Here is a 549-nt window from a genome sequence, read left to right as displayed (position 1 = left end):
AAGATTGCCGGACCGTGCATTTTTTTCACCATCCCTGCTGGCACCATACCTTTACGGAAGCCTGGTATATTGGCGGTTTTTCTTAGCTTTTTTTTTTCTTTTTTTTAATTTTGGAGATAATTTTTCTTGCTCACTTTTTCCGTTGTCTTTTTATTTTATAAACCCATTTTTTTTTTGTAACGGTTTCCATTATTTATTTTTATAAATTTTTTTTTTTTTTTTTTAATTTGTATATTTTAATCTTATTTTTATATTTTTTATTATTCTATTAAATACAATTTTTTTTTTTTACTTATTTTTATTATTTCTTTTTTTTTATTTTTTAATTATTTTTCTAATATATAATATTTATATTTTTAATATTTTTTATTTTTTTTTATATTTTTTTTTTTTTTTTTTTTTTTTTTTTTTTTTTTTTTTTTTTTTTTTTTTTTTTCTTTTTTTTTTGTTTTTTTTTTTTTCTATTTGAATTGATTTTAATATTAAAATTTTTATTTTTTTTATTAATAGTAGAAAAGAACTAGTTATGATTAATAACTGTTTATTTAA

At 15.5% G+C, this 549-nt stretch carries 1 protein-coding gene and 1 pseudogene; both read right to left on the bottom strand.

Features of this window, described 5'->3' with window-relative positions; genetic code table 11:
• Positions 1–89: pseudogene (locus BW716_RS39545) on the bottom strand (trigger factor); the annotation flags it as partial.
• 277 nt (positions 90–366) lie between these two features.
• Positions 367–549 (bottom strand): hypothetical protein (locus tag BW716_RS37985; RefSeq protein WP_220388932.1); only part of this gene is annotated, 183 nt, incomplete at its 5' end.

This window comes from [Flexibacter] sp. ATCC 35208 (assembly GCF_001975825.1).
In the GTDB taxonomy this organism is placed as follows: Bacteria; Bacteroidota; Bacteroidia; order Chitinophagales; family Chitinophagaceae; genus Chitinophaga.
The sequence above is the reverse complement of the archived record's forward strand: the minus strand, read 5'-3'. Positions and strand labels throughout refer to the sequence as shown.